Origin of the sequence: Corynebacterium sp. ACRPH, assembly GCF_022347285.1 — a bacterium.
Lineage (GTDB): Bacteria > Actinomycetota > Actinomycetes > Mycobacteriales > Mycobacteriaceae > Corynebacterium.
On record NZ_JAKRND010000012.1, the window covers coordinates 24,812 to 48,658 of the forward strand.

Below are 23,847 nucleotides of genomic sequence, written 5' to 3' on the forward strand. Positions count from 1 at the left end.
CACACCCCGCGTAGTTGAGGTGTGGATTTAAAGCCTGGCCAGCCGCCAGGCACCTAGCGACTGCGCTGGGCAGTGGCTGGGTGAGGGGGCGTCACTAGGAAGTGCGCTTAGAAGTGGCGGCCGACGTGAGCCTCGTCGCGCATACGCTTGACCATGTGCGGGTGGTGCAGCTCGAACGCCGGGCGCTCGGAGCGGATGCGAGGCATGGAGTTGAAGTTGTGGCGCGGCGGCGGGCAGGAGGTTGCCCACTCCAGGGAGTTGCCGTAGCCCCACGGGTCATCAACGGTGACGACCTCGCCGTAGCGGTAGGACTTAAAGACGTTCCACAGGAACGGAATCATGGAGATCGCCAGGATGCAGGCACCAACCGTGGAGATCTGGTTCAGGGTGGTGAAACCATCCGTCGGCAGGTAATCAGCGTAACGACGCGGCATACCCATGTTGCCCAGCCAGTGCTGCACCAGGAAGGTGGTGTGGAAGCCGATGGTAACCAGCCAGAAGTGGATCTTGCCCAGCTTCTCGTCCAGCATGCGACCGGTCATCTTCGGGAACCAGAAGTAGATACCAGCGAAGGAAGCGTAGGTCACGGTACCGAACAGAGTGTAGTGGAAGTGAGCAACCACGAAGTAGGTATCCGAAACGTGGAAGTCCAGAGCCGGGGAAGCCAGCATAACGCCGGTCAGACCACCGAAGAGGAAGGTGGCGAAGAAGCCGACCGCGAAAATCATCGGGGTCTCGAAGGTCAGGCGGCCCTTCCACATCGTGCCCAGCCAGTTGAAGAACTTCATACCGGTCGGCACGGCGATCAGGAACGTCATGAAGGAGAAGAACGGCAGCATCACGGCGCCGGTCACGAACATGTGGTGCGCCCACACGGCCATGGACAGTGCAGCAATCGACAGGGTTGCGAACACCAGGCCGACGTAGCCGAACATCGGCTTGCGGGAGAACACCGGGAAGACCTCAGACACGATGCCGAAGAACGGCAGTGCCAGGACGTAAACCTCAGGGTGGCCGAAGAACCAGAACAGGTGCTGCCACAGGATAGCGCCGCCGTTACCAGCGTCGTAGATGTGGCCACCCAGCTTGCGGTCGTAGAAGACACCCAGGGCTGCAGCGGTCAGCAGCGGGAAGATCAGCAGAACCAGCAGAGAGGTAACCAGGATGTTCCAGGTGAAGATCGGCATGCGGAACATGGTCATACCCGGTGCGCGCAGGCACAGGATGGTGGTGATCATGTTCACAGCGGAGGCGATGGTACCGATACCACCAACGCCAACACCCAGGATCCACAGCTCAGAGCCCACACCCGGGGAGTGCGTAGCGTCTGCCAGCGGCATGTACATGGTCCAACCGAAGTCAGCAGCACCACCCGGGGTCAGGAAGCCGAGCAGCATAACGACACCACCGGCGGTAGTCATCCAGAAGCCGAAGGCGTTCAGACGGGGGAATGCCACGTCAGGCGCGCCGATCTGCAGCGGCAGGATGTAGTTCGCGAAACCGAACACCATCGGGGAGCCGTACAGCAGCAGCATGATCGTGCCGTGCATCGTGAACAGCTGGTTGAACTGCTCGTTGGACAGGAATTGCTGGCCCGGCGCGAAAAGCTCGATACGGATCAGCAGGGCCATCAAGCCACCAATCATGAAGAAGGTGAAGGACATGATTAGGTACATGATGCCCAGAAGCTTGTGGTCGGTCGTGGTCAGCATCTTCCACGCGAGGCTGCCACGCGGTGCCTCACCGAAAGGCGCAGGCCGAGCCGGGGAAACCTCATGGCTTTCCCTAGGCGCTACTGCGGTCATTAGTTCCTCCTGACTACGCGTGACCTGCCCTTTTCCTCTTGCGAGCTTTAAGTAACTCACAGGATTCTTTGGGTCGGTCACCCAAAAGAATGTTTCCTCTACCCTGTTCCCGCTGGGTCGATCTCGTCAACAACCGGCCCGAACAGACGCAGAATGCTTACATAGTATCCCGTTAACGCGCATTTCAATAGCCGTGGACAATGCTCGGCTAACAGATCCCACGTTTTCGGGGGTGCTAACTAGAAATCCCAGTCGTCGTCGACGGTGTTCTCAGCCTTACCGATTACATAGGAAGATCCGGAGCCGGAGAAGAAGTCGTGGTTCTCGTCGCCACCCGGGTTCAAAGCGGACAGGATTGCCGGGGACACACGGGTTTCGTCAGCCGGGAACAGCCCCTCATAACCCAGGTTGTTCAGCGCCTTGTTGGCGTTGTAGCGCAGGAAGCGCTTCACGTCCTCGGTCCAGCCAAGCTCGTCGTACAGATCCTCGGTGTACTGCGCCTCGTTATCGTACAGCTCCAGCAGCAGGTCGAAGGTGTGCTCCTTCAGCTCCTCCTGACGCTCCGGGGTCTCGTTCTCCAGCGCGCGCTGGTACTTGTAGCCGATGTAGTAGCCGTGCACGGACTCGTCCCGGATGATCAGGCGAATGATGTCCGCGGTGTTGGTCAGCTTCGCGTGCGAGGACCAGTACATCGGCAGGTAGAAGCCGGAGTAGAAAAGGAAGCTCTCCAGTAGAACGGAGGCGATCTTCTTCTTCATCGGATCGTCGCCCTCGTAGAAGTCGAGGATGATCTTCGCCTTGTTCTGCAGCTTGTCGTTCTCCTCAGACCAACGGAAAGCGTCGTTGATCTCCGGCGTGGAGGCCAGCGTCATAAAGATAGAGGAGTAAGACTTCGCGTGGACGCTCTCCATGAAGGAGATGTTCGTCAGCACAGCTTCCTCGTGCGGGGTGGCCGCATCATCGATCAGCTTCACCGCACCGACGGTGCCCTGGATGGTGTCCAGCATGGTCAGGCCGGTGAATACGCGCATGGTCGCCTGCTTCTCGGTGTCGTTCAGCGTGGACCAGCTGGGCACGTCGTTGGACAGCGGCACCTTCTCAGGCAGCCAGAAGTTGGCGGTGAGGCGATCCCACACCTCCAGGTCCTTTTCGTCCGGAATGCTATTCCAGTTGATGGCGGATACCGGATCGCCGCCGACGCGGTGTACGGGAGTGTGGGGTGCGTGCGCACTCATCGCTTGCGTGTCTCCTTCTTCACAAAACGTGCTGATTTTCTCGCTGACCCTCAGCTTGTGCACTTCGCCCCATCGTACCCCGTTTCCGCGACGCGCCTAACCCTCGGCCATCACCCCCATTGTGGGGGTCTTTCTTAATGACGCCCTCAGTGCGCACTGGAGCGGATTTCAGCCCGGAGCCGGGGGCGTCACTAGCTAAAGAGCACGTCAGAATTGGTTTACAGGGCACCCTAAGTAAAGACAGCCTCACCGACTAAACAAAGGGCTCTGACCTGCATTGATAATATAAGGGTAGCCTGCGTTTGCTAGCCGATTGGATAAACCCTGGGTACCTTGAGCTGCATGGAAATTAACGAGAAATTTCAAAAGCAATTGAACGAACAGGTCACCGCCGAGCACCAGGCTGCGCTGGTCTACACGCAGCTGGCTTATGAGCTGGATCGCCTCTCCTTCGACGGCATGAGCAGCTGGATGCAGGCGCAGGCTGACGAGGAGCGCGAGCACGCTCAGAAGTTCGCGCAGCACCTGCTGGACCGCGACGCGCGCGTGGACATCGAGACTGTTGAGATGCCTTCCCTGAAGATCTCCACCCCGCTGGATGCCTTCGAGGCTTCCCTCGAGCACGAGCGTAAGGTCTCCGCGCTGATCCGCGACCTCGTGAAGACCGCCGACGAGGTTGGCGACATTGACTCCCGCAACCTGCTGAACTTCTTCCTGGAGGAGCAGATCGAGGAGGAAGCTACAGTTAGCAACATCATCGACCGCATCAAGCTGGTGGGCAACGATGGTTCCGGCCTGCTGCGCATCGACGCCGAGCTGGGTAACCGCTAACAGCAAGCCAACCGCTAACTGCTAATACGGAGCCAATAAGAAAGCTGACTGGGATTCCTCCCAGTCGGCTTTTTCGTGTTCAGTGCAGGCCGCCCTCCACTTAGAGCAGGCCACTCCCCTACTTAGAGCATGCAGCTGACGCAGCCCTCGACCTCCGTGCCGGTCAGGGCCGTCTGGCGGAGGCGAATGTAGTAGATCGTCTTGATCCCCTTGCGCCATGCGTAGATCTGCGCGCGGTTGATGTCTCGCGTGGTGGCGGTGTCCTTGAAGAACAGGGTCAGCGACAGGCCTTGGTCCACGTACTTCGTGGCCACAGCGTAGGTGTCGATGATCTTTTCGTAGCCGATCTCGTAGGCGTCCTCGTAGTACTCCAGGTTCTCGTTCGTCATGTACGGAGCCGGGTAGTACACGCGGCCGATTTTGCCTTCCTTGCGGATCTCAATCTTGGAGGCGATCGGGTGGATCGAGGACGTGGAGTTGTTGATGTAGGAGATCGAACCCGTCGGCGGGATGGCCTGCAGGTTGCGGTTGTACAGGCCGTGGGCCTGCACGTCTTCCTTCAGCTGTTGCCAGTCCTGTGCGGTGGGCACGTGGATGCTGGAGTTGCCGAAGATCTGGCGCACGCGCTCCGTCTTCGGGGCGAAGTCGGCCGGATCGTAGCGGTCGAAGAACTCGCCGGTGGCGTACTGGGAGTTCTCGAAGTTGTGGAACTTCTCACCGCGCTCCTGGGCGATCTTGTTGGAGGCCTTCAGAGCCTCGTACATCACGGTCGCGAAGTAGGCGTTGGTGAAGTCCAGCGCCTCCTCCGAGCCGTAGTGGATGTGCTCGCGACCCAGGAAGCCGTGCAGGTTCATCTGGCCCAAGCCAATGGCGTGGGAGTTGTCGTTACCCTGGCGCACCGACGGCACCGAGTCGATGGAAGTCTGATCCGCTACGGCGGTCAGGCCGCGGATGGCGGTCTCGATGGTCTTGGAGAAGTCCTCCGAGTCCATCGCCTTCGCAATGTTCATGGAGCCCAGGTTGCAGGAAATGTCGTCGCCGATCTTCTTGTACGAAAGGTCAGCGTTGAATTCCGACGGGGTGGAGACCTGCAGAATCTCGGAGCACAGGTTCGAGTGGGTAATGCGGCCTTCGATCGGGTTGGCCTTGTTTACTGTGTCCTCGAACATGATGTACGGGTAGCCGGACTCGAACTGAATCTCCGCCAGGGTCTGGAAGAACGCACGCGCGTTGATCTTGGACTTACGAATGCGCGGATCCTCCACCATCTCCTCGTAGTGCTCGGTGATGGAGACGTCGGCGAACGGCTTGCCGTACACGCGCTCGACGTCGTACGGGCTGAACAGGTACATGTCGTCGTTGCGCTTGGCTAGCTCGAAGGTGATGTCCGGGATCACCACGCCCAGCGAGAGGGTCTTGATGCGAATCTTCTCGTCCGCGTTCTCGCGCTTGGTATCCAGGAAGCGCAGGATGTCCGGGTGGTGCGCGTGCAGGTAAACCGCGCCGGCACCCTGGCGGGCGCCCAGCTGGTTGGCGTAGCTGAAGGCATCTTCCAGCAGCTTCATCACGGGGATCACACCGGAGGACTGGTTCTCGATGTGCTTAATCGGCGCGCCGGCCTCGCGCACGTTCGACAGCAGCAGGGCCACACCGCCGCCGCGCTTGGATAGCTGTAGCGCGGAGTTGATGGAGCGGCCGATGGACTCCATGTTGTCCTCGATGCGCAGCAGGAAGCACGATACCGGCTCACCGCGCTGCTTCTTGCCGATGTTGAGGAAGGTCGGCGTTGCAGGCTGGAAGCGGCCGTCCATGATCTCGTCGACGAGGTTGGACGCCAACTCGGTATCCCCCGCTGCCAGGCCCAGAGCAACCATGCACACGCGATCCTCGAAACGCTCCAGGTAACGGCGACCGTCGAAGGTCTTTAGCGTGTAGGAGGTGTAGTACTTGTATGCACCCAGGAACGACTGGAAGCGGAACTTCTTCGCGTAGGCCTGCTTGAACAGGGACTTCACGAAGCTGAACTCGTACTGATCCAGCACCTCGGGGTCGTAGTACTCGTTGTCCACCAGGTACTTAACCTTTTCTTCCAGATCGTGGAAGTAAACGGTGTTCTGGTTGACGTGCTGCAGGAAGTACTGGTTTGCAGCCTCGCGGTCCTTGTCGAATTGGATCTCCCCTGCGTCGTTGTACAGGTTCAACATCGCGTTCAGAGCGTGATAATCCAGCTGCTCCCGCTGGTCAACGGGCTCCTGGACGGTCTTGCCAAGCTCGGTGCCAGTCATGTGTATGCGTCTCCTCAAAAACTCGCGCTAAGGAAAATGCCTCGCGCTCGTGCGTTCGTTTCGATTCTAATCAGTGCCCCGGACATGTGCGGGGCGGGTTAGCTCGCCAGATCCCACCGGCCCTCGTGGCGCAGGGAGGCCTCGAACTCGGCCAGCCCCTCGCGCACTCGGTGGACATCCTCCTCCGTGCCCATCAGCTCGAAGCGGTACAGGTACGGCACCTGGCACTTGGCGGAGATAATCTCGCCGGCCTTGGCGAAGTCCGACCCGAAGTTGATGTTCCCCGCGCCGATCACCCCGCGCAGCCACTTGCGGTTCTGCTCCACGTTGAGGAACTTGATTACCTGCTTTGGAACTGGTCGGGAGTAGTCTCCCGTCATCCCTGCTCCCCCGCCGTATGTCGGCACGACCAAGACATGCGGTTGGTCGACGAGCAGTGGGGCGTCGTTACGCTTCAAAGGGATGCGGGAGGAAGGCAACCCGAGCTTGCGCACGAAGCGGTGAGTGTTCTCCGTCGTGGAGGAAAAATACGTAATCAGCATTGAGCCTCATTCAGACAGTGTGGCGCGCGCAAAAATAGCCCCCACCTTGTAGACGGTGAAGGCGAAGCGACGCGCGGGGGTTAGGCGGCCTCGGCGGTCAGGGAGCGGATGCGATCCGGGCGGAAGCCGGACCAGTGATCTTCACCGGCGACAACCACGGGAGCCTGCAGGTGACCCAGCGCCATTACGTAGTCACGAGCCTCATCGTCGAGGCTGATATCAACGAGCTCGTACTCCAGACCGGCCTTATCGAGAGCCTTCTTGGTGGCGTTGCACTGAACACATGCGGGCTTGGTGTAGACGGTGATCATGGTGGCTGTCATTCTCCTGGTTCGTGGGCGCTATCAGTGTTGGTCTTTGTCAGTCTTTACGCTGGCCGTAGCAACGACCTCGGCGAGCGATAGTCAGGCGTACTGTGCCCTCATCGCCTCTCATCGACTTGCTTAAGACTACACATCACATGCGTGTAAGACAACTGCTAAAACACAACATTTTGGGGCACACATAAAACAGAAACACAATATCTAGTAGTTACATCTTGAGTATTCGCAGGTGGGGAAAAATCCCACCACTACATCTAGCCACATAAAAAACATGCTTGTAATTTCAAAGCCGGGATTTGAAACAAAAATCCCCCGCCTCCGCGGCGCCATTGGCGCTCTCAGCGGGAGGCGGGGGAAGTAGAACCCTTCGGCTTTAGCCCTGGCGAGCCTTGAAGCGGGGTTCCTTCTTGTTGATCACGTAGACCTTGCCGCGGCGACGAACGACCTGAGCGCCCGGCTTGTTCTTCAGCGACCGAAGGGACTTGCGGACCTTCATCGGGCGCTCCTTTCCTCATCGACTTTCTTACATCGCCAGGCAGTACAGGTTAGCAGGCTAAAACCCGTCTATGCCGCCCGGCACAAACACAAACGATGAGTTTACCCATCGCAGACTCCAAAACCAAATAAGTGCAAATAGACTACCCGAGCACCCCACGCTCCCCTGCGGACTAGCATCTAACCCATGAGCCCTTCCGCAAACCAGCCGAACCACATCCCCAACAACCCCGGCAGCACTAGCGGCGCCGAGCGCCCGAGCGCGCGCCCGCTACACGCGCAGATCATCGCAGAGCTAGGCGTGCACCCCGCCATCGACCCCGCCGCAGAGGTAGAGCGCCGCGTGCAGTTCATCGCCGACTACATGCAAGCCACAGGAGTGCGCACCCTGGTGCTGGGAATCTCCGGCGGCCAAGATTCCACCCTGGCAGGAAGGCTGTGCCAGCTGGCGGTCGAGCGCCTCAACCAGGAGGACGAATCGCAGCCCTACCGGTTCTGCGCCGTGCGGCTGCCCTACGGGACCCAGGCGGACGAGGACGACGCACAGGTGGCACTGAAGTTTATCGCACCGAGTATGGGCGTCACAGTAAATATCAAGGGCGCAACCGACGAATCGGCGCGCGCGGCGAGCGAGGCCCTCGGCATCGCGAAGGTCAGCGACTTCAACAAGGGCAACATCAAGGCGCGCGAACGCATGATCGCGCAGTACGCGCTGGCGGGCGAGCTCGGCGCGCTGGTTGTCGGCACGGATCACGCGGCAGAGGCAATCACCGGCTTCTACACCAAGCACGGTGACGGTGCGGCGGATCTGGTGCCGTTGGCGGGGCTCACGAAGCGGCAGGGCGCGGCGCTGTTGCAGCACCTCGGCGCCCCGGACAGCACGTGGCAGAAGGTGCCCACCGCGGATCTGGAGGAAGACCGCCCCGCACTCCCAGACGAGGAAGCGTTGGGAGTGACGTACAAGCAGCTCGACGATTACCTGGAAAGCACCAACGGCGCGGCCGACATCGACCCGCAGGTCGCCGAGCACATCGAAAAGCTATGGTTCCGCTCGCGCCACAAGCGGCATCTGCCTGTCGCCCCGCACGACGATTGGTGGCGCAGCTAGGCTCCCACACCGCTGAGCCGGGGCGCAGCTAGAAAACGAACTGATCCAGAATCAACGCGGTAAACGCCAGGAACCAGGCGATAACAACCACCAGCGGCATGCCCAGCGCGGAGTGCGGAACATCCTCCCCCGCCTCGCGCCGCTTCTCGCGCTGGATGTGCACCAATGTCATCACAAACATCGGTAGGGTCGCCGCCCACACGGCCATGCAGTAAGGGCACAACGCGCCGATGGAGTAGATCGCAGAGTAGGCCAGCCAGTGCACAAACACCACCCCCAGGGCCAACCCGACCAAGGTGCAGTACCACATCCAGCGAGGAAGTTTAGCGCCGACGATCAGCATCACGGCGAGAGTCATCATCACCGCGAAACCGATCATTCCGATAAACGGGTTTGCGAACCCAAACGTAGCCGCCTGATCCGAGGCCATCACATCCGTACACGAGATGACCTCGTTGAAAGTACAAGCCGGCTCGAAGTTAGGATCCAGCGCCATCTGCAGCTTGTCGTGCATGATCAGCGTGGAGAAAACCAGCCCGATCGTGGATAGCACTAGGAAGGTATAGCCGAAGCGTTTTGTAGCACCTAAACCGTTCATGTGCTCGCTCTCTTTATTTACTGACGCCCTCACGTCCCACCGCGCCCACACCAGCATTGTCCGGTGCGGGGAATCGGCTTGGGATCGCTGTCCATCGAGGAACTGGGCAACTTCCAACGAGGCTAGATTAGCACGGTGGATTACCCTGCAAATACAACAAAACCCCAAGCTCATTTTGAACTGAGATTTTGTATTCAGTGGATCTAGCGGGAGGCTTGTCGAAACTTGCCCCGCCGTTGGTTCGGATCGGTTCGATGCACCAGTCGATTCGCATCCGCGTGCTAAAGGCCGGTCACGAGGAGCCGCTCCCGCGTAGGCCCCCTCGCGCCGGCAAGGACCTGCTCGACGTGGCACAGAGACAGCACGAGGCTGGCACCACGTTGCGAGAGCTTGCCAACGAGCTCGGGATCGATCGGGAGCGACTGGCCTTACGGCTGCGGGACCGGGGTGTACGGATGCGGCATGCTACACCGTCGCCGGACGAGGTGCGAGAGATGGCTCGTCGCTATGCCGGTGGTGAGTCGCTCGAACGCGTGGGCAAGCACCTCGGATTCTCACCCAGCCACAGTCCGCAACCATCTCCGATCTGCCGGCATAGTGCTGCGTGATGCGCACGGACGTGAAAGATAGCGGACCACGTCGATCGCCGAGACTGGGTGCCGGGCGGCTGTGACAACCCGATCAGGTAAGATGAGGGGCATGGGAGTGGATCGGGGCAGCGATGAGCGTCTGCGGATACTGATGTTCTGGTGGATGTTGGAGTTATTCAGCCCGCAGCGGGTACCAGCGTTGACGCGCCGAGCCACCCGCCCGTCGGATCGTCAGGTGATCGCGTGGCAATCGGGAGACCCTCTCCCCTGGGAGACATTGGCTCCGCCCGAGCCGTTCAACGGGACCCGAAGGGTCTGGCGTCATACCGTATATTTGGGCGTCTACAAGCTTGAAGCGACCTACGAGGCGTTGGCCCGTGTGTTCGGCGAGGATCCCGATGCCTACGACAAGCGGCCTGAAGGTGAGAGCGCCTGTGCCGGTCTCCTGATCAATCACGACGGTCGTCTCGTCACCGATTCGGCGGTGCTGTCCTCGGCGCTCTGGGCTGCCGGTCGTACACGAGATCCAGGACCGAGCAACCCGCGCTGGATGGACGGGTTCGACGAGACCGCGGGAAGATTCGTCGACTCGATTGACGCATTTGAAGGCGCCCGCCGTGATGCCGATGGCAGAGAGCAGCCCCCGCCTCACGACTCGGACTCGCTGAACAAGTTGCTGAAGCTGTCCCATGTCGCTGCCGGAGTCGACAGCTTCGATGACCTCGCGGACGATCGCGTGGTCATCGAGAGCGTTGCAGTGTCGGCACGACGAGCCGAGGACGGCACGGACACCGACTTCTTGAACAGCTTCTACCTCGACGACCTCGCGACCGTACGCGACCATGTCGCACGCGGAGATCTCGGCGCCGGCCTCGCCACGTATCTCACCGGCGACCAGACACTGCCTGTGTCCGACCGGATCGATGTCGTCACACACCCGGGCGCGGTCGACGCAGGCACCGGGATCGAGCGCCTCCCCAAGGGCCGATGGCCGGCTAACCCGGACCACTCGCTGGCCCTGAGCCAGCAGTTCGCCGTCAATCGCGCGCTGAACGACCTCGGGCACAGCAGTGGTCTAATGGGCGTCAACGGTCCGCCAGGCACGGGCAAGACGACCATGCTGCGCGATATCCTCGCAGGGAACGTCGTCGAGCGAGCCCGACGACTCGCAGCGCTGACTCGGCCATCGCATGCCTTCACCGAAGTCACCCATCGATGGTCCGACGGCGAAGGCCACGATCGGATCGTTCGCCAACTTAAACCCGAGCTGACAGGGTTCGAGATGGTCGTCGCGTCGGCGAACAACGCGGCCGTCGAGAACGTCACCACCGAGATTCCCGACGAGGACGCAATCGAAGCGCCGTGGCGCGGCCACATCGACTACTTCGGTGATATCGCGACCGAGATCCTCCGAGACGTGACTGGCAGCGACTCCACCAGCGACGCGACACCGTCAACAGCCTGGGGTCTCGTCGCCGCTCGACTCGGCAGAAAGAGGAACCGTTCGGCCTTCCACTCAGCATTCTGGTTCGATGAAAAGGACCCCAAGACCAAGAAGCCTGTCGAGAACGGCGTTCCAAGGATGCAGACCAGGCTGGTGCAGTGGCGCGACGGCAAGGTTCCCTACAAGCCCTGGGCTCAAGCACGCGAAGACTTCTGCATTGTCGAACAGCGCGTCGACGCACTCATCCGACAACGGGCGCAGGCCGAGGATCGGCTCCGGCGAGTCCCAGAACTCGCTGAACGTGAACGCGGTCTGAAAGCGGCGATCGAACAGGAAGTCCGAAATCTCAACCGGGCCCAACACGATCTGTCTCGGCATCAGCCCGTTCAGCAGCAGGCAGACGCAGGCCGCACGCAAGCTGCTGCCAGCCACGGCCGGCACCTCGCTACTAAGCCCGGCGTACTGGAAACACTCTTCTCCTTCGGGCGAGCCGTCCGAGCATGGCGCATCCGCCTCGCCGACCTCGAGCGAGCACTGGACAACGCCGAGCAACAATACCGAGACGTATGCGACCGTGGGCAACGGCTCCACGACGCCGTGCGGCATGCCCAAGCACGGCTGTCATCAGCTCAACACGACCTGAACGGCCTCCGAGATCAACAGGCCAGACTTCAGGATCAGTGTGCGCAGGACGAAGAACGGTTCGGTGCAGCTTATCCCGGCCCGGCATGGCAGGGCGACCAGCGAGAGCTACACGCCCCATGGCTCGACAAGGAGCTTGACACCGCCCGGTCGGACCTGTTCGCCGCGGCACTCCAACTACACCAAGACTTCCTCGCCAACACAGCACGAGACATGCTGAACGGGCTGCGCGCCGCCGGTGAGGTCGTCGCTGGGAACTACCCCCGCGACCTCGAGCCCGAGAAGCTCCGGGCTGCCTGGCAACTGTTCTTCCTCGTCGTCCCGTTGATTTCCACAACCTTCGCTTCGGCCAGCCGGATGTTCAGCGGCATCGGCTCCGAGGCGATCGGCTGGCTCCTCATCGACGAAGCTGGACAAGCCTCACCCCAGTACGCCGCCGGCGCGATTTGGCGCGCGCAACGCATCGTCGCAGTGGGCGACCCGCTCCAGCTCGAGCCCGTCGTCACACTCCCCGAGAAGGCACAACGCAACATCGCCAGCAACTACGGCCTCAGCACGACCTGGATCCCGCCACGTGCCTCCGTCCAGACCCTGGCCGACCGCGTCACGCCGTTCGGGACCCAGCTCGATCAAGGCGAGGACAAAGTCTGGGTCAGCGCGCCACTCCTGGTGCACCGACGCTGCGACAACCCGATGTTCACTCTGTGCAACCAGATCGCCTACAACAACCTCATGGTCAACGGCGTCCACCGTGGTCTCGACGACCCCGACGAGCGCTTCGACAGCCCAACCGGACCGCTCATCGCCCCCAGCTACTGGGCTGACGAGCCGGCCAACAGCCCAGGCAGCCATCTCCAACCAAGCCAGATCGAGCGGTTCGAGAAGGCCCTCGCCTACTTGAACGACCACGGCATCCCGCCGTCGGAGGTCATCGCCATCTCCCCGTTCCGAGCCGTCGCAGATCGCCTCCGCAGCCTCATCCCGAAATATCAGGGCCTCCAAGCCGGAACCATTCACACAGCGCAAGGACGCGAGGCCGACGTCGTAATCCTCGTCCTCGGCGGTGACCCCAGCAAACCGGGAGCGCCCGCCAACTGGGCACGCACCCCGAACCTTGTCAACGTTGCCGCCAGCCGCGCCAAACGCCGCCTCTACGTCATTGGCGATCGCTCCTTTTGGGCGCGCCACAACTACTTCCGAGACCTGTCCAACGCACTCGTTCAATAGCCCGTACAGACGACGCGGGCGTCGATGTTTGTTTCGTCGAAGATCCGTACGGCTATTGCCACTCAGTCCGATCCGTAGACCTCAAACCCACCTGCGGTCCCGGTCTGCACATATGCAGCGGCACCAGCGATGAGCCGGAGTTGCTCATCACTCGCTGACCCTATGCTCAGGCCTGGCTGGGCAATGATTGTCGTGAACCGCGGGAACAGCAGCGACGTCTGCTGCCTGATCCGGAAGAGCATCTCACGGTCCCCAATTTCGAACGCCGTTCCTCCAAAGCGGCGCGTGTATCCGACGGCTCGTCGATCGAAATGTTCGAGGAGTGGCAACCCTGCGTTGTCTCGCCATCGCGCCCCGCGCATCGCTTGGCCGCAGACTTCGTAGAGGTCCTTTAGGCGGGATCCTGCGTCTGGTTTCAAGGAGTACTTGCAGTGCACGAGCGTGATGTGCAGATCTCCTCCATCAACTTGAAGCGTCCTGGGTTTAGTTCCTACCTTTGCTAAGGAAGGATTGGCACTATGCCCAGAAAGTATTCCGCCGAATTCAAGGAGAAGGCGATCCATCAAGTCCTAGAGATGGTCCGTCTGGAGTCTTGCTCACGGCAACGTGCATACGAGGTAGTCGGAGAGCTCCTTGGCGTGTCCCATCACACGTTGCGCGCCTGGTACCGTGACAGCGTCGCCCATGAGCAGGCCGCTCCAACAGGTGGCGAAACCATGGAAGAAGAGCTCAAACGGCTACGCCGGGAAAACCGCGAGCTGAAACGAGCCAACGGAAACCTCAAGACTGCCTCGGCTTTTTTCGCGGCGGAACTCGACCGCCCCACGACCAGATGATCTCCTACATCGACGAGTACAAGGAGCAATGTGGGGTCGAGGCCATCTGCCGTGTTCTGAAACAAGCAGACCGTGGATTCATCACCTCCCGCGGCTACCGTAAAGCCACCACCCGCGCCCCGAGCGCCAGAGCCTTAAGCGATAGCCTGCTTATCCCAGAGATTCAGCGCGTCCATGCGGAAAACTTCTCGGTCTACGGCATCCGCAAGATGTGGCACGCCATGAACCGTGAGGGCTTTCATATCGGCCGCGACAAGACCGCACGCCTGATGAAACTTGCAGGTGTGTCTGGTCGACGACGTGGACGCACCCCGGTCACCACGATCAGCCCTAAAGTGCCGGATCATCGTCCGGATCTTGTGCAGCGAAACTTCCGGGCAACAGCACCCGGGCGACTTTGGGTCGCCGACATTACCTATGTTCGCACCCTGTCAGGATTCGCGTACACCGCGTTTGTCATTGACGTCTACAGCCGCAAAATAGTCGGTGTTGCCACCCGCTCTACGATGCGCACCGATGCGCTGCCGATGGAGGCACTGGAACATGCATTAACGACTGCCGGTCGAATCCACGGCGACCAGCTAATACACCACAGTGACCGGGGAAGTCAGTACGTATCACTGAAGTGCTCCACCGCTTTGGCCGAAGCCGAGATCCGGCCGAGTGTCGGCACGGTCGGAGATTCCTATGACAACGCGCTGGCCGAGACTGTTAACGGTCTCTACAAGGCTGAACTTATCCATCCTCAAGGCCCATGGACATCAGTAGGCGAAGTCGAGCTAGCCACCTTGCGGTGGGTGCACTGGTGGAACACCAAACGTCTTCACGAAGCGTTGGATTACGCCACCCCACAAGAAGTAGAAACCGAGTACTATCTCACCGAGCCCATCAACACAGGGCCGTAAAAGAAGCGGAACTAAACCCAGGACGCTTCAGTTCTGCAGGATCATCGGCTAATGATTTCTCGAGTGCTGCTCGGGTGGGCATGCAAGTGTGCTCTTTGCGTTCTCTTTTCGACATCAAACCCCATTCTCCCTCTTCACGGTGGCGTTGTGCCCAGGAATAGACACTCATCTTTGAGCGCAGCTCGCATTCCACAGCGATGTCAGCTGGCCTCCAGCCAGCGTGGAAGAGCTCAACAGCGCGAAGCTTGACCTCAAACGGGTAGCGAGTCAGTGTTTTTGACTGTTTGCGGGGTCGACCAGGTTTGGCGGGTTCACGCAACCATTTGTACAGCGTCCATCGCCCTGAATAACCAAGTTCACGGACGGTCTTGGTCACCGATTGAGTGCGCTTGTAAACCTGCAGAGCTATGCGTCGCTGCTCCTTGGTGTATAAGCGGTTCATGATGGAATCCTCCAAGATTCCGTCCGCATCCCCTTCTGACCTTTAACCCTTAACCCCCGAGAAGTCACCTCAGAAACAAAACTGCCCCGCCATCAGGCGGGGCAAGTTTCGATTTTCTCATCTTATGTGGAGCTAACGGGACTCGAACCCGTGACCCCCACACTGCCAGTGTGGTGCGCTACCAGCTGCGCCATAGCCCCGTTGCTCTTCAAGCGAACGGATCTAAAGCTACAACACTGGAATTGAGTTCTCCAAATCGCCAGGTGGCAGTGGGGTAACGCGCGGGCGTAAGCCCCGCACATCCACCCTGCGTGGGCGCTACTTACCTTCCAGCGCGACCGGAACCCAGGAGCTCAGGGTCTGGTCCGGGTTGGACGGCGGGTCGAAGCGCTTGCCGTCCTTGTACAGCAGCGGCGAGGAAACGTCACCCTCGCGCTTCTCGACCTCCTTGTCGTTCTTCTGAGCGACCTTCACGCCGTCTTCCTTCACGGACTCGTTGCGGATCTTTTCGACCACATCTTCATTCACACCGATCTTGTCGGCCGCGTTGGCCAGGTCGTCCCAGCCCCACTGGCGGGTAACGGTGGACTGCTCTTCCATCATCAAGCGGTGGATATTCCAGAAGGCATTCACGTCGCCAGCCTTAGCCACGGCCCACGCCACGGATGCGCCACGGGTGGACGGGCCGGACTCATCGCCCCGGTCCAGGAAGTTCAGGAAGCGGAACTTCACCTTCACCTTGCCGTCTTCCAGCGCACTCTTCAGATCTCCGCTGGATGCGGATTCCAGCTGTGCACAGTAGTGACAGCTGAAGTCCTCGAAGACCTCGACGGTCGGCACGTCGTCGCCGGCGTTCTCCGACTCCAGCGTGACAGCGCTTTCGTCGGTCGTCATCTTCACATCCACCTTGTCATCCGGCAGGGTGATGTTATCGACCTTGTGCTGCTGGTTGTTGTACACAATGAAACCGATGGCTACGGCTGCGATAACGAGGATCGCAATGATTCCCCACAGGAAGCCATTGCCCCCTTTAGAAGAGTTAGGGGCCTTGATCTTCTGGCTCACTGAGCGTTCCTTTCAAGATGATGACGTGTCTACTGGGCATGAGGGTATCGCAGTTTTCTGGCAATACCCTGAATCGACCCCGTGATTTTACGCATACCTGCAGGGAACCGCGAAGTTATCCCAGCACGCCATCGACGACGACCTGCGCCTCTTCCAGCACCTTGTCCAGGTGCTCGGCGCCGTTGAAGGACTCCGCGTAAATCTTGTACTTGTCCTCCGTGCCGCTCGGGCGGGCAGCGAACCAGGCGTTTTCGGTGGTCACCTTCACACCACCGATGGCCGCGCCGTTGCCCGGCGCCTCGGTCAGGATTGCCTCGATCTTCTCCCCTGCCAGTTCGGTGGCCTCCACGTCGCTGGCGCTGAGCTTCTTCAGGCGCTCCTTCTGCTCACGGTTCGCCGGCGCATCGATGCGCTTATACTGCGGTGCGCCCAGCTCCTCAGCTAGCTCCTTGTAGCGCTCGGACGGGCTCTTGCCGGTCGTTGCCTTGATTTCGGACGCCAACAGGTCAGCGATAATACCGTCCTTATCGGTAGACCAGACCTGTCCGTTGCGGCGGAGGAAGGAAGCACCTGCCGATTCTTCTCCACCAAAGCCCACGGATCCGTTGACCAGCCCCGGCACGAACCACTTGAACCCAACCGGAACTTCCATCAGCTTGCGCCCCATGCGGGCCACCACGCGGTCGATCATGGAGGAGCTGACCAGGGTCTTACCCACGGCGGCATCCTGTGGCCAGTTCTCGCGGTGGCTAAAGAGGTACTCGATAGCGACGGCGAGGTAGTGGTTCGGATTCATCAGGCCTGCGTCTGGGGTGACGATTCCATGGCGGTCGGAATCGGCGTCATTACCAGTAGCGATGTCATAGGAAGCCGTACCGGCGCCTGCGACCGCATCGACCAGAGAGGCCATCGCGGACGGCGAGGAGCAATCCATGCGGATCTTGCCGTCGGAGTCCAAGGTCATGAACCCGAAGGCCGGGTCGATGGTGGGGTTAACGACCGTGAGGTCCAGGCCGTGCACGTCGGCGATGCGCTCCCAGTAGGCAACAGAGGCGCCACCCATCGGGTCGGCGCCGATGCGCACGCCCGCGTTGCGGATGGCCTCAATGTCGATGACCTCCGGCAGGGCAGCAACGTAATTGCCCAGGAAGTTGTGGCTTTCCACCAGCTCGGCAGAAGTGGAGCGCTGTACGCCGGTCAGGCCCGCATCCAGGTACTCGTTGGCGCGGCGGGCAATCCAGCTGGTGGCATCGGTATCCGCCGGACCGCCGGTCGGCGGGTTGTACTTAAAGCCACCATCGCGTGGCGGGTTGTGGGAGGGGGTGACGACGATGCCGTCGGCGCGGCCAGCGTCGGTGCCCTCAGGGCCGCCGGGCAGCTGCTTGTTGTACTCCAGGATGGCGAAGCTGACCGACGGGGTGGGCACGAAGCCACGCTCCTGGTCCACTTTCACGGTCACCTGGTTACCGGCCAGAACCTCCAGCGCGGTGGCTTCGGCGGGCTCGGACAGGGCGTGGGGGTCGCGGCCGATGAAAATCGGGCCGTTGATCCCCTGCTCGCGGCGGTAGTCAACGATGGCCTGGGTGGTTGCCAGGATGTGCGGCTCGTTGAAGGCACCGTCGAAGGCACTGCCGCGGTGGCCGGAGGTGCCGAAGCTCACGCGCTGGCCCGGATCAGCCAGGTTCGGGACCGTGGCGGAGTATGCCTCCAGCAGGGCGGGAATGTCGGTGAGGTCGTCGGGGGTGGCGGGCTGGCCAGCACGTGGGTGCATAATGATTCCTTCGGTCGGTGCCTGAAAGCATTTTCTTGCTACTCACCATTTATCGTGCCCGATTCCGGCGGGTTTTTCAGCGCTCTCCCCGCGCTCTTCTACCCCGCCCCCGCGCTTGTCGCCACTCCTCGCCGCTGCCCGGCATTTGTAAACAGCCCCAGCGAATTTGTCTAAACCCTTCTTCCACACTTCTTTACAGGCGTAACCTCTGTAGTCCATGCAAGACGTTTCCTTCGCCGAATCCCTCCAGAACACCCTGGACAAGATCGACCAGTTCATCTGGAGCCAGTGGCTCCTGATCCCATTACTGCTGCTCACCGGCCTATGGCTAACGATCCGCCTGGGTGGCGTGCAGTTCCGCAAACTGTTCGTAGCCCTGCGCCACGGGCTTATCGACAGGAACGACGAGGGTGGCGAAGGCGATATCACTCAGTATCAGGCGCTCACCACTGCACTGGCCGCAACTGTCGGCGTGGGCAACATTGTGGGTGTGGCAACCGCCATCTCCATCGGTGGCCCCGGCGCGCTGTTCTGGATGTGGATCACCGGCTTGGTGGGTATGGCCTCTAAGTACTCGGAGGCTTTCCTGGGTGTACGCTTCCGCGTGGCCGACTCGAAAGGCAATGTCTCCGGCGGTCCGCAGCGCTATCTTTCGGGAGGCATTCCGGGTGGGCTGGGCACGTTCCTAGCGTGGTTCTTCACCATCGCAGCCATCATCGCCTCCTTCGGCATCGGCAACCTGACGCAGGGTAATGCCGTAGCTGCGGGCCTGGAGGACACCTTCGACGTCAGCCCCACCGTCACCGGCGCGGTAATGTTCGTGCTGATCGGAGCGGTTCTCCTCGGCGGCATTAGCTCCATCGGCAGGGTGACCTCGGCCTTTGTTCCGCTGATGATTCTTATCTACATCGGCGGCGGCATCGTAGTGCTGGCTTTGCACGCAGGCGACATCCCGAATGCTCTGGGGCTTATCTTTAATGACGCCTTCACGGGGACCTCTGCCACCGGTGGATTCGTAGGCTCCGGCATCATGCTGGCCATGCAGATGGGTGTGGCCCGCGGCATTTTCTCCAACGAGTCCGGCATGGGATCAGCCGCAATTGCAGCGGCCGCCGCGAAGACCACTCACCCTGTGCGCCAGGGCTTGGTCTCTATGACTCAGACGTTTATCGACACGATCATCGTGGTGACCATGACCGGCCTGGTGATCATCACCACCGGCGTGTGGGATACAGGCGAGGATAATGCGGCCAACATGACGGCTCAGGCCTTTAGCAAGGGCATCGGCTCGGAGTGGGGTGGCACCATCGTCTCCCTCTCCATCGTGTTCTTCGCTTTCTCCACGATCCTGGGATGGTCCTACTATGGCGAGCGAAACGCGGAGCGTGCCTTTGGCCCCTGGGCTTCCCTGCCCTACCGCATGCTGTTTACGTGTGTGGTTTTCGTCGGTGCCACCACGGAGATCGGCCTGGCCTGGACCTTCGCGGACATTGCCAACGGCCTGATGGCGCTGCCGAACCTGGTGGGCATGCTGATTCTCTCCGGGCTCATCGCCCGGGAGACGAAGGCCTACCTGGACTTCGACCCGACCCTGCGGGCGCGCCCGGAGGATGTGGAGAAGTTCCTGGTGGAAACCAAGAACCCCTGGCGCAGCGCGCTGTAACCAGCGGGTTATAACGCCGCCTCTAGTTGGCGCAGTTGAATTCCACGGATAGGGCGATCGTACGGTTCGAATCGTCCTCCACTGGGGTTCCTTCGACGACATAGTTGTCGCCTTGGCGCTTCACCGTGGCCGAGGCGGCATGGTCGTCATCGATCTCATATTCGACACCCTTGTATTCGAAGTCCAGGGACTCTAGGGCTGGCTGATCGGTGTAAATATCGATGTCCAGCTCATCACGATCGTCGTCATCCTTGCCGAAATCGGCCTCTAGCACTTCGCGTCCGTCGTCCTCATCCAGTTCGCAACGCACCGGGGAGAACAGCTTGGTATCCACTTCCTTGCCATCGACGGTGATCCTGTGGAGCTTGCTGCCCGAATCCTGTTGCGCGGGAGCTTCTTGAGAAGCTCGGGATTGTTCCGCCTCCTCTGGGGCAGAAGATTCCTCAGCACTCTCCTTCACCGTGGACGTGACGGTTTCCTTCTCTGCGGCGCCATCATTCGAATCTTCAGACGAACAGGCGGCTGCCGAGACTCCCAGTGCGCATGCCACTGCTACTGCGGCACTGCGACGAGCAATTTGCGAACTAACAATTTTCTTAGCAGGTCGTAAATTTCTCATAATCGCCACGCTATCAAAAATCAATTAAGCAAAACCCCTCACAGGGTTTAGTGATCTGGATTACAGTCGCGAGCATGACTTTCGCATCGCAGCACGGCCTAAACGCTCCACTCACTCCTCTGCGCTTCTTGCAACGCTCCGCACAGGTTCACCCCAACAAAATCGCCGCAGTCGACGGGCCACGGCGCATCACCTTCGCAGAGTTCAACGAAGACGCCCAAGCCTTCGCCCACGCGCTGATCGCCGACCAGGTGGCCGAGGGCGACCGCGTGGGCATCCTCGCCTCCAATAGCTACGAGGCTCTGCTCGCTCAGTTCGCCGTGCCGCTGGCGAATGCGGTGACGGTGCCGATCAACACCCGCCTTGCACCTAAGGAAGTCAACTACATCCTCGACCACTCCTCCATCGACGTCCTCGTCGGCGAGAAGGAACTGATCGACCCCATCCTCGCCAGCGGCGAACGAGACCTGCGCCGAGCCGTGTACATCGCCGACAAGGAAGGCGTAGAGCCCCCGGTTGAAAACGGGGCAACTGACGCGCAGGGGGCGTCACTAGTAACAACATTTAGCGACTACTTGGCCGCGCACCGCGACGAAGAGCCACTGCCCTACCGGGTGCACGATGAGAACGAGACCATCGCGATCAACTACACTTCCGGAACCACCGGAAAGCCGAAGGGCGTGATCTACACCCACCGCGGCGCATACCTGAACGCGCTGGGGCAGGCGCACACGCAGCACTTTAGCCACGACACTGTGTACCTGTGGACGCTGCCGATGTTCCACTGCTCCGGCTGGTGCACAGGCTGGGCGGCGATGGCCGTCAGCGCAACCCAGGTGGCGCTACGCGCGGTGCGTGGCCCGGAGATGTGGGAGCTGATCCGCACCGAGGGCGTGACCGCCATGTGCGGCGCCCCGGCTGTGCTGAACACCCTGGTAGATGACGAAAACAAGCGCCGTGTGACGAACCTGCGTGTCACCACCGCGGGCGCGCCACCGAGCCCGACGACCATCACCCGCTGCGAGAACATCGGCGTGGAGGTCACCCACGTGTACGGCCTGACCGAAAGCTACGGGCCCTTCACCGTCTGCGAATCGCAGCCCGAATGGGCGGACATGACGGTCCGCCGCCGCGCGATTTTGAAGGCGCGCCAGGGCGTGGCGTCCATCACCAACGAAGACGTCCGCGTAATCCAGCCGACCGAACACCTAGACGAAGCGCTGGTGGACGTGCCCGCCGACGGCGCGACACTGGGCGAGATCGTCCTGACCGGCAACGGCATTATGGCTGGATATTTCAAGGACGAGGAAGCCACCGCGCACGCCTTCCGCGGCGGCTGGTTCCACACCGGAGACCTCGGAGTAATGCACCCCAACGGCTACATCCAGCTGATGGATCGCGCGAAGGACGTGGTGGTTTCCGGCGGCGAAAACATCTCCACCATCGAGGTCGAGCAGGCCGTTATCAGCCACCCCGACATCTCCGACTGTGCGGTCATCGGCGTGCCGGACGAGAAGTGGGGCGAGCGCCCGCGCGCCTACGTGACCCTGCGCCCGGAGGCTCGCGGCGGAGACGAATCCGCTTTGGAAGAAGCCGTGATCGCCTACTGCCGCGCGCACATCGCCGGCTACAAGGTGCCGCGAGACGTGCGCATTCTCGACGAGCTGCCTCGCACCTCCACGGGCAAGGTCCGCAAGAATGAACTGCGAGAGGAAGCGTGGGCGGGCCACGAGCAGAGGATCAACTAGGCACGGCCGTAGCCGTTAACCCACTATTCGCCCGGCCTTTCCCTACCCGCTGCTTTTAGTCCGGTTGCTGGTCACGCACACCTTTTACCCTTTGCCTTCATGGGTAGTAAAGGTATTCTTTCTCGACGCCGATTCGTCAAAGCACTAGGCTTCAGCGCCGGTTCTGCAGCCTTCGTGGTAGGACCGCTTGCGAAGGCCGGTGCGGCACCGGGCACAGGCGGTTCCGGCCTGGCGGGCAGTGAGTTGGCCGGGAGTTCAGCACTAGGATCTGCCAGCACTCCAAACTTGGCGGGATCGGCGAGCTTTACCCCAAGCAACATCGGCAGCTCAGAGACCGGCTGGGTTATGGGGCACAAGGGCACCGGCCCCAACGGCGCTTTCCTTGCCGGTGACCTGCAGGTAGTCACTGCCACAGAGGATTCAGTGACGATTAGCTGGCTGACGTGGGACGCAAAGGTGAGCATCGCCGAGCGCCCCGTGGGTATGCCGACCGAAGGCACGCTGCGCGTATGGCCGGAAGATAACCCGCAACATACGAAGGTCGTGCGCTCGGAGAAGAACACCTTCTTCCACATCATGACTATCGAAGGCCTACAGCCGGAGACCAAGTATCGCTTCAGCGCTTCCTCCCATGGCATCGAAGCCAACGCGACTCACAACTACTTCCAGGAAAAGAAGAAAGAGTTCACTACCTTGCCTAAATTGTCCGGCGAGGTACTGCAGACCGTGGTCGTGGCGAACGATGTGCACATGGGTGAGGCCCAGGATGGCCTGTGGTTCGATGGCTTTCCACCACCGGCGGTGCCCAATCCGAAATCCGCACCCTACCCGGAGGTGTGCCTGGATGCGGTCATTAAGACGGCCGAGGATTGTGGCGCTACACACCTGTTTGTCAATGGCGATGTCACGAGTGAAGCCCGCCCGGCCGAGGTGCGACGTGCCAAGGAAATGCTAGATACCTTCTCCGGCACGTGGCGCGTAACCCGTGGCAACCACGACCGGCCGCACAAAGCCGACGACTCCTCCGGTTACGAAACCGCTACCCCTTACGGCAAAGAGCACTTCGATCCCTTTGGTGACGTCTTCGAGCCGCGACAGCAGGCCTGGATGATGGATCTAGAGCCCGCAGGCGTACGAGTAATCGGCATTGATTCCACGGAGCTAGATAAGTCTGGCGGGCGGATCGAGCCACAGCAGTTTCGTCAGATCGAAGGCTTCTTGCGCCGCGATCCAAATAAGCCAACCGTGCTTCTGCTGCACCACCCCATGACGCGCGAGGCCGGCTGGTCGAACGCTGCCGGACCTGCTTTTATTCTGCGTGACCCGGATCTGATCAGGCTGCAGAAGATGATTCAAGCGGCGCCGGGCGTAAAGCTGGTGCTGGCCGGCCACACTCACCGTGCTCACCGAGATAAGCCGGACGTCGATACCCACGCGGTATTCCTGGAAACCCCCGCGGCGAAGAACTGGCCCACCGGAGCCACCCAACTGCGCTTCTACTCCGACGGCATTGCGGTGAACTTCCGCCACAACATGGGAGAGGAAGCCCTGGACTGGGCCAGCCGTACCCGCTGGACCAACTTCGGCTTGGCGCCAGAGATCCTGCTGGGGCCGACGGACGCACGCAATCTGGTGGTGCGCTATTAGCGCCCCTCCCCCCTGGTGCCCCCTGT

Annotated in this window: 18 protein-coding genes and 1 tRNA gene; 7 read left to right on the plus strand and 12 right to left on the minus strand. The window is 60.8% G+C overall.

Annotated elements, in window-relative coordinates; all coding sequences use genetic code 11:
* Positions 1 to 107: 107 nt before the first annotated feature.
* On the minus strand, positions 108 to 1,805 hold the full coding sequence (gene ctaD, locus MHX66_RS07470) for a cytochrome c oxidase subunit I (RefSeq protein ID WP_239201891.1): 1,698 nt from the start codon (positions 1,803 to 1,805) through the stop codon (positions 108 to 110).
* A gap of 239 nt (positions 1,806 to 2,044) precedes the next feature.
* Positions 2,045 to 3,040 (minus strand): class 1b ribonucleoside-diphosphate reductase subunit beta, encoded by a 996-nt coding sequence (nrdF, locus tag MHX66_RS07475; protein ID WP_239201893.1) that lies wholly within the window; start codon positions 3,038 to 3,040, stop codon positions 2,045 to 2,047.
* A 342-nt stretch (positions 3,041 to 3,382) separates the two neighbouring features.
* Here nrdF and MHX66_RS07480 point away from each other — a divergent pair, with 342 nt between their 5' ends.
* Positions 3,383 to 3,871: a ferritin gene (locus MHX66_RS07480; protein ID WP_011273156.1), complete on the plus strand. Its 489-nt coding sequence runs from the start codon at positions 3,383 to 3,385 to the stop codon at positions 3,869 to 3,871.
* A 122-nt stretch (positions 3,872 to 3,993) separates the two neighbouring features.
* Here the strand turns inward: MHX66_RS07480 and nrdE are convergent, their stop codons facing one another.
* From nrdE to ykgO, 4 genes are all read right to left on the minus strand, one after another.
* The gene (nrdE, locus tag MHX66_RS07485; RefSeq protein ID WP_239201894.1) at positions 3,994 to 6,156 is read right to left on the minus strand and encodes a class 1b ribonucleoside-diphosphate reductase subunit alpha; all 2,163 of its coding nucleotides are present in this window, start codon (positions 6,154 to 6,156) and stop codon (positions 3,994 to 3,996) included.
* Positions 6,157 to 6,254: 98 nt separating this feature from the next.
* Positions 6,255 to 6,698 (minus strand): class Ib ribonucleoside-diphosphate reductase assembly flavoprotein NrdI, encoded by a 444-nt coding sequence (nrdI, locus tag MHX66_RS07490; protein ID WP_239201895.1) that lies wholly within the window; start codon positions 6,696 to 6,698, stop codon positions 6,255 to 6,257.
* 80 nt (positions 6,699 to 6,778) lie between these two features.
* Positions 6,779 to 7,009 (minus strand): glutaredoxin-like protein NrdH, encoded by a 231-nt coding sequence (gene nrdH, locus MHX66_RS07495; RefSeq protein ID WP_239201948.1) that lies wholly within the window; start codon positions 7,007 to 7,009, stop codon positions 6,779 to 6,781.
* A gap of 385 nt (positions 7,010 to 7,394) precedes the next feature.
* Positions 7,395 to 7,517, minus strand: coding sequence for a type B 50S ribosomal protein L36 (gene ykgO / locus MHX66_RS07500; RefSeq protein WP_005511141.1), 123 nt, complete (start codon positions 7,515 to 7,517; stop codon positions 7,395 to 7,397).
* A gap of 186 nt (positions 7,518 to 7,703) precedes the next feature.
* On the opposite strand from ykgO, the gene nadE reads away from it, so the two are divergent.
* A complete protein-coding gene (nadE, locus tag MHX66_RS07505) occupies positions 7,704 to 8,624 on the plus strand; it encodes an ammonia-dependent NAD(+) synthetase (RefSeq protein ID WP_239201897.1) in 921 nt (306 codons plus the stop codon).
* 28 nt (positions 8,625 to 8,652) lie between these two features.
* Here nadE and MHX66_RS07510 read toward each other — a convergent pair whose 3' ends face one another.
* Positions 8,653 to 9,222, minus strand: coding sequence for a vitamin K epoxide reductase family protein (locus tag MHX66_RS07510; protein ID WP_239201898.1), 570 nt, complete (start codon positions 9,220 to 9,222; stop codon positions 8,653 to 8,655).
* A gap of 699 nt (positions 9,223 to 9,921) precedes the next feature.
* Between MHX66_RS07510 and MHX66_RS07515 the strand changes: the two genes are divergently transcribed.
* The gene (locus MHX66_RS07515) at positions 9,922 to 13,125 is read left to right on the plus strand and encodes a DEAD/DEAH box helicase (protein ID WP_239201899.1); all 3,204 of its coding nucleotides are present in this window, start codon (positions 9,922 to 9,924) and stop codon (positions 13,123 to 13,125) included.
* A 518-nt stretch (positions 13,126 to 13,643) separates the two neighbouring features.
* Positions 13,644 to 14,866, plus strand: a protein-coding gene (locus MHX66_RS07520) for an IS3 family transposase (protein WP_239201900.1) whose coding sequence is annotated in 2 segments (ribosomal slippage) — positions 13,644 to 13,920 and positions 13,920 to 14,866 — 1,224 coding nt in all. Because the reading frame shifts where the segments join, the coding sequence is not laid out codon by codon here.
* Here MHX66_RS07520 and MHX66_RS07525 read toward each other — a convergent pair.
* The 4 genes from MHX66_RS07525 to pgm form a co-directional block, all read right to left on the minus strand.
* Positions 14,850 to 15,308, minus strand: a complete 459-nt coding sequence (locus tag MHX66_RS07525; protein WP_239201901.1) for a transposase — start codon at positions 15,306 to 15,308, stop codon at positions 14,850 to 14,852. The genes MHX66_RS07520 and MHX66_RS07525 overlap by 17 nt on opposite strands.
* Positions 15,309 to 15,435: 127 nt before the next feature.
* A tRNA-Ala gene (locus MHX66_RS07530) sits at positions 15,436 to 15,508 on the minus strand.
* A 118-nt stretch (positions 15,509 to 15,626) separates the two neighbouring features.
* Positions 15,627 to 16,373: a thioredoxin domain-containing protein gene (locus tag MHX66_RS07535; protein ID WP_239201902.1), complete on the minus strand. Its 747-nt coding sequence runs from the start codon at positions 16,371 to 16,373 to the stop codon at positions 15,627 to 15,629.
* Positions 16,374 to 16,488: 115 nt separating this feature from the next.
* The gene (gene pgm / locus MHX66_RS07540; RefSeq protein WP_239201903.1) at positions 16,489 to 18,144 is read right to left on the minus strand and encodes a phosphoglucomutase (alpha-D-glucose-1,6-bisphosphate-dependent); all 1,656 of its coding nucleotides are present in this window, start codon (positions 18,142 to 18,144) and stop codon (positions 16,489 to 16,491) included.
* A gap of 217 nt (positions 18,145 to 18,361) precedes the next feature.
* Here pgm and MHX66_RS07545 point away from each other — a divergent pair, with 217 nt between their 5' ends.
* Positions 18,362 to 19,807 (plus strand): sodium:alanine symporter family protein, encoded by a 1,446-nt coding sequence (locus MHX66_RS07545; protein ID WP_239201905.1) that lies wholly within the window; start codon positions 18,362 to 18,364, stop codon positions 19,805 to 19,807.
* A 22-nt stretch (positions 19,808 to 19,829) separates the two neighbouring features.
* On the opposite strand, the gene MHX66_RS07550 is transcribed toward MHX66_RS07545, so the two are convergent.
* Positions 19,830 to 20,357 carry a lipoprotein LpqH gene (locus MHX66_RS07550; RefSeq protein WP_161799463.1) on the minus strand — a complete coding sequence of 176 codons (528 nt, stop codon included), beginning with the start codon at positions 20,355 to 20,357 and terminating at the stop codon, positions 19,830 to 19,832.
* Between the two features lie 143 nt (positions 20,358 to 20,500).
* Between MHX66_RS07550 and MHX66_RS07555 the strand changes: the two genes are divergently transcribed.
* Both MHX66_RS07555 and MHX66_RS07560 read left to right on the plus strand, forming a co-directional pair.
* Positions 20,501 to 22,174: an AMP-binding protein gene (locus tag MHX66_RS07555; protein ID WP_239201907.1), complete on the plus strand. Its 1,674-nt coding sequence runs from the start codon at positions 20,501 to 20,503 to the stop codon at positions 22,172 to 22,174.
* A gap of 99 nt (positions 22,175 to 22,273) precedes the next feature.
* Positions 22,274 to 23,821 (plus strand): metallophosphoesterase, encoded by a 1,548-nt coding sequence (locus MHX66_RS07560; protein ID WP_239201909.1) that lies wholly within the window; start codon positions 22,274 to 22,276, stop codon positions 23,819 to 23,821.
* The last annotated feature ends 26 nt before the right edge of the window (positions 23,822 to 23,847 follow it).